Raw genomic sequence first — 5,757 nt, forward strand, 5'->3', positions numbered from 1 at the left:
TAATTATGTTTTATATGTCAACTTTATTTAATTTTAGTTTACATATATAATTGAGATACTATAAAATAATTTTATGATATTTGGAAGGAGTAATGCTTTTGAAAAAGAGGAAAGAGACTAATAGAACAAAGGAAATAACACTTATAGCTATGTTGGCTGCAATAATTGCAGTATCTGGAACTTTTAAAATTCCATCACCTTTTGTCGGAACTGAATTTCAATTGTCTGCCCCGATCGCTGTAGTAATAGCAGCTTTATTTGGATTTAAAAGATATTTATCGGCAGGTATTATTGCGAGCGGAATTAATATGTTAATAGGTACACATACAATTGTTAATGTTCTCGTAGCTATGATATTTCGGATAGTTGCTGGGGGTATCATCAGTATCTTTGGTACAACTTTGATTATTTTAATTGTAGCTGGTCCTATTGGAACATTGGTTGCTAGATTTGTATTAGCAGCAGTTCTGGATGTAAATCCTGCAATACTTATTGTAGCCGCTTTACCAGGAATGATTTTTACGGCTATTATAACTGCTATTGTATTTCCAATTGCAAAAAAGAATATGAAACTAACCATATTTCAAGATTTCATAATTAATCATGAAAATAAAATGGGGTCAAGAAAATATGAATCAATATAGCATAAAAATGAGAGCATCCAAAAATATAAATGGGAATTCAAAACACATATCTGGTGCGGAAAAAATGGTTAACGAAAACGAATTAAACTTTCATACTGAAGCATTAGTGAATAGAGCTTTGCATCATACAAAGGGAAAGGCTGATTTTATTAACGTTAAGATTGAGAAAATAAAGTCAGAGGAAATACTTCATTTGGATGCTTTACCTGTAAGGACAATTGAAGTTGCAGATTATAAAGAAGGTTTAAATCGGGTTAAAGAGTTACTTGTAAAAATGGATATACCAAATGGTGATGACATTCTTGAGAAACTAAAGGAATCATATTCGATGCGAGGTGCAATCCTTCTTGATGTAGATTCATTAGAACGTATAGAAGTGGATAAAGAACGTGGAATTAGAGCTACTTATATGGATTTTTTGAGAAAGGGTTATGAGGATTACAATAAATCAAAAAATCACTTTAAGGAGGCTATAGTTTTAGCGACTAAAGTTGCTAACGCACCTAATATTATTGGAGAAATATGCATTTCTGATGATTTAGATTATGTGACCGGATATGTGGCATCTAAAGAATTAGGTTATGTTAGAATAACGAAGCTTAAGGAAGTTGGCAGCGAAAATGGAGGTAGGATATTTTTATATCGTGAGAAAGAGAGTAATTTAAAAGATACCATATCTTATTTAGAAAAGAAGAAGGTAGTAGTTGAAAATATTGATAATAATAAACCTAAACTGGATAAGTGGTTGAAAATGGAGCAAGAGTTAGATTTGTTGAGAGAGAATCATTTGTATCGTTCGATGAAAGAAATTGAATCATCTCAATGTTCACATGTGAAATATGAGGGTAAAGATCTAGTTATGATGGCTTCAAATAATTACCTCAATTTATCTACTGATAGCCGTATTAAGGAATATGCTTTTAAAATAGGCGAAGAATATGGTATTGGTTCTGGGGGGTCTAGATTAACTACAGGTACAACTACCATTCATACTCTTTTAGAAAAAAAGCTTGCAGAATTTAAGGATACAGAGGCGGCATTGGTATTTAATTCAGGTTATATGGCTAATGTAGGGACAATAGCGGCATTATGCTCTAACAATGATGTTATATTTAGTGATGAATTAAACCATGCAAGTATTATCGACGGTTGTAGGCTTAGCAAAGCAAAAATTGTTGTCTATAAGCATAATGATATGAGAGATTTGGAAGAAAAGATACTTAAACACCCATGTCAAAGTGGTTTGATTGTAAGTGATGCTGTATTCAGTATGGATGGAGACATTGTAAATCTTCCGGAATTAGTGAACATTGCGGATAAATATGGTTTGTTCTCTATGATTGACGAAGCCCATTCCACGGGTGTTATCGGTGAAAATGGTCGTGGCATTTGTGAATATTTTCGTATGGAAAACAAACCAGATATTATTATGGGAACTCTTAGTAAAGCCCTAGGTGGTGAGGGCGGTTTTGTTTGTGGAAAGAAGATCCTTATTGAATTTTTAAAGAATAAGGCACGGAGCTTTATTTTTTCTACATCTCTATCTCCAGTAACTATGGGTTCGTCAGTTGCAGCTATTTCATTATTAATGAAGGACTCAACACAAGTAAGAAAGTTACAGGATAATATAGAGTTTTTTAATCATTGCTTGGAGGAAAATAATGTTTTGGCTCAATCAAAAACGGCAATATTTCCTATTATTATTGGTGATGAAGAAAAAGTCGTAAAGGCATCTACTAAGCTTTTTGAAGAGGGATATTATATTTCTGGCATTCGATATCCAACCGTTTTAAAGGGAAGTTCACGATTACGTGTGGCACTAATGGCAAATCATTCAAAAGAAGAATTATCAGAGGTAGCTATTGCTATTAGTAGTACTATAAGAACGTTAGATTGATAGACAGGATAAACGTTATTGATAATAAAAATATAAATTTTAGTTTGGATGTTTGTGATTAATGGGTATTTTTAGAAAGGATAACAATAACTATTTAGTTTAATGGTTTTGAGTAGAAAATTTTCGCGACTTTCCACATCATTTGTTGGTTTATCTTTTTTCAAGTTAACTTTAAAGTATTATAATTATGAAATAGAATAATTACTTATCACAAAGTTTAGGAGCGAATGATTTTAATGGATTTAATACAACGAAAGACTTGGAATGAAAACCATAAGATTTTAACAGAAATCATTTTAAAATCAGAAGAACACTCACAGGCAATTCAATTATTTCTATCTCAGCATTCTTTGCTACATTCTTCCTCTATCAGTCAAACGGATCAGATAACATTGGAAGATGGGATGTTGAGGAATATGGATGAAACAAACTTTAGGCAGTATCCAGTACTAAATCCTGATACAAAAAATTCGATTGCTTGGCATTTATGGCATATTGCCCGAATCGAAGATATGACTATGAATATATTAATTGCTGATGAACAACAAGTTCTTTTTTCTGACAATTGGTTCATGAAAATGAATATTGAATTTTCCCATTCTGGTAATGATATGAGTGAAGAGGACATTGCTTTATTAAGTTCAAGAATTGATATTAAATCGTTATTAGCGTACAGAGCTAAGGTTGGTAAACGTACTAAGCAAGTCGTATCTTCATTGCAACCTGGGCAATTTAAAGAAAAAGTTGTACAAAAAAGAATTAAACGATTGTATGAAGAAAATGCTGTTTCACATAATTCCAAATGGCTAGCTGACTACTGGAGCAAAAAAACCATTGCTGGGCTTATATTGATGCCCGCAACAAGACATAATTTTTTACACTTGAATAAATGCCTTCGTATAAAAGATAAAATCAAAAAGCAAACAAAGAAACCATTCTAAAAATAAGGAATGGCTTTTTTGTATTTGGAATAGTCGTTGTCTAATTTTATATTTTTAATATCTCTTAGTAAGAGATATTATCTGTTAAGGCGGAGCAGTTTAATGGAGGAAGATAATTTGAATACTAAAGAGATGGTGTATAGTTTAAGTGATGTGAGGTATAGAAAATGCTTGGATTACCAAAGGTAGTTTGCTGAAGATAAAACTGTTTTTATTAAGTCTATCATGGATAGAATGAACAGATAATGAATGTGAATATTGAGATTTGGATACAAATTAGTTAGTACTATATGGGCTGAATGCAATATAGAATCGAATTCAAATAAGTGTTCATGCCGGATTCAACTTGATATTTAATTGCTACTAAAGAAAACAAAATGAATTATGTAAAAGCAGAAATTCTTTTTATGAAAATATTAAGTTATTTAAGATTGAAAAAGAGTGCTTTAAACAGATCAGGTTATATATTTCGCGATATTTTATTCAGTTTGATAAAATTATATAAGAATAGTAATCATAACTATTGCCATGAATGGAGTTGCATACCAGTATTGAAGAAGAGATTTGAGCTACATACTAGAAAAGGATGATAAACATGCATTTTACATATGAAAATAGAAACATTTTTTACAATGTCGAAGGTGATGGACCTGTAATATTATTCTTGCATGGTCTTGGTGGAAACGCGAATAATTGGTACTATCAAAGGAAATATTTCGCTAGTAATTGGACAGTGATTTCTTTAGATTTACCTGGGCATGGAAGGTCTGAAGGGGAGGATATTCATTTTAAGGAGTATCCAAATGTTGTACTTACCTTAATCAATTACTTGAAATTAGAATCCGTTGTTATTTGTGGGCTTTCAAAAGGAGCTAGAGTAGGGATTGATTTGGCTTCTCAATATCCAGATCTTGTTTCAGCTTTAATCATTATAAATGCATTTGCTCACTTAGAACCAGTGGATCGAAAAGAACGGATAGAAGTATACGATTTACTTAGTCTCAATGACCAGGGTAAAACTTGGGCTGATACGTTGTTGAAGGAAATGGGAGTAGCGGAGAATGAAACAATTGTTAGAGGATTTCACCATTCTGTCCGGTCACTAAATCCAGCTCATATACAAAGGTTGTTTTCTGAGTTAGTTGATTATGATCAACGTCAGTATTTATCTAATATTAAATGCCCTGTTTTACTGATAAGAGGAATAAATGACCATTTTGTTCCTGAAAGTTACATGAGAGAATTTAAGCAATATCTATCATATTCTACATTTGTAGAGTTAGAGAACTGTGGACATTTGCCTTATTTAGAGCAGCCTGAACAATTTAATCAGATAGTCGAGGAATTTATTGATACAGTTTTCTAATTTAAATGGTAAGGTGTTAATAGTTAGGGTTGCACTTATAACCAATTACATAATGTAAACAATTGAGTTGGGCGATTATTTAAGCTGTTGCCTCATTGTTTTCTCTTAACTAAAGGAGCAATTTAATATTTTCTAAAGATGAATGAATATATTTATTAATAAAACAGCTGTAATTTCAGTGGTGTGAATAAGAAATAGGAGTGATTTTGATGATAGTAAGAAAATTGGAAGATATTATAAATACTGACTTAGATGTCGCTGGAGATAACTGGAATAGTAGAAGGTTACTACTTCACAAAGATGGTATGGGGTTTTCGATGACAGTCACTGTTGTTAAAAAAGGTGCTGATAACTACCATTGGTATAAGAATCACTTTGAAGCGTGTTATTGTATTGAAGGTGAGGGAGAAATTGAAATTGCAGATGAGAATGGTAATAAAACTGGAGTAATTCACAAAATCTCACCAGGAACAATGTACGCATTAAATGAACATGATAGACATTATATTCGAGCTACAACTGCTGATTTACATCTTGTCTGTGTATTTAACCCTCCACTAACAGGAAAGGAGATTCATGACGAAGAAGGCACATATCCTGTTTTAACAGAATAATAAACATCTAAAAATGAGGATTTATGTACATATGTTGTCATGCGCCAAATGTCTTCTTTTTTTAACCTTTAGTTAAAAACCATATGAAAATCAACAACCAGTATTTGTTTGTGAATAAAAGTGGATATGATGGTAAAAGTGTAACATTGAATTTTCGTAATAACCTTTAATCTAGGACGCAAGAAAAAAGACATGTCGAAATAATTGTACAGCTTTACATTGTATTTAAGAAGTTTAAAGTGATATAATTTCAAAACAATATTTATAGGAGTTAGGTAAATGATTAATATAGTTG

General features: G+C 31.8%; 5 protein-coding genes. All 5 read left to right on the forward strand.

Going from position 1 to position 5,757, the window contains the following annotated elements; all coding sequences use genetic code 11:
- Nucleotides 1-92 precede the first annotated feature (92 nt).
- The 5 genes from V7014_RS23330 (at nucleotide 93) to V7014_RS23350 (ending at nucleotide 5,462) form a co-directional block, all read left to right on the forward strand.
- Complete coding sequence (locus tag V7014_RS23330) at nucleotides 93-644, forward strand: hypothetical protein (protein ID WP_335510838.1); 552 nt, start codon at nucleotides 93-95, stop codon at nucleotides 642-644.
- Nucleotides 631-2,541 carry an 8-amino-7-oxononanoate synthase gene (gene bioF / locus V7014_RS23335; RefSeq protein ID WP_335510839.1) on the forward strand — a complete coding sequence of 637 codons (1,911 nt, stop codon included), beginning with the start codon at nucleotides 631-633 and terminating at the stop codon, nucleotides 2,539-2,541. The genes V7014_RS23330 and bioF overlap by 14 nt, the downstream gene beginning before the upstream one ends.
- Nucleotides 2,542-2,777: 236 nt before the next feature.
- Nucleotides 2,778-3,482, forward strand: a complete 705-nt coding sequence (locus V7014_RS23340) for a DinB family protein (protein ID WP_335510841.1) — start codon at nucleotides 2,778-2,780, stop codon at nucleotides 3,480-3,482.
- A gap of 595 nt (nucleotides 3,483-4,077) precedes the next feature.
- Complete coding sequence (locus V7014_RS23345) at nucleotides 4,078-4,848, forward strand: alpha/beta fold hydrolase (RefSeq protein ID WP_335510843.1); 771 nt, start codon at nucleotides 4,078-4,080, stop codon at nucleotides 4,846-4,848.
- A gap of 209 nt (nucleotides 4,849-5,057) precedes the next feature.
- Nucleotides 5,058-5,462 (forward strand): ectoine synthase, encoded by a 405-nt coding sequence (locus tag V7014_RS23350; protein WP_335510845.1) that lies wholly within the window; start codon nucleotides 5,058-5,060, stop codon nucleotides 5,460-5,462.
- The last annotated feature ends 295 nt before the right edge of the window (nucleotides 5,463-5,757 follow it).

The organism is Bacillus sp. JJ722, assembly GCF_036963345.1.
Classification (GTDB): domain Bacteria; phylum Bacillota; class Bacilli; order Bacillales; family DSM-1321; genus Bacillus_AD.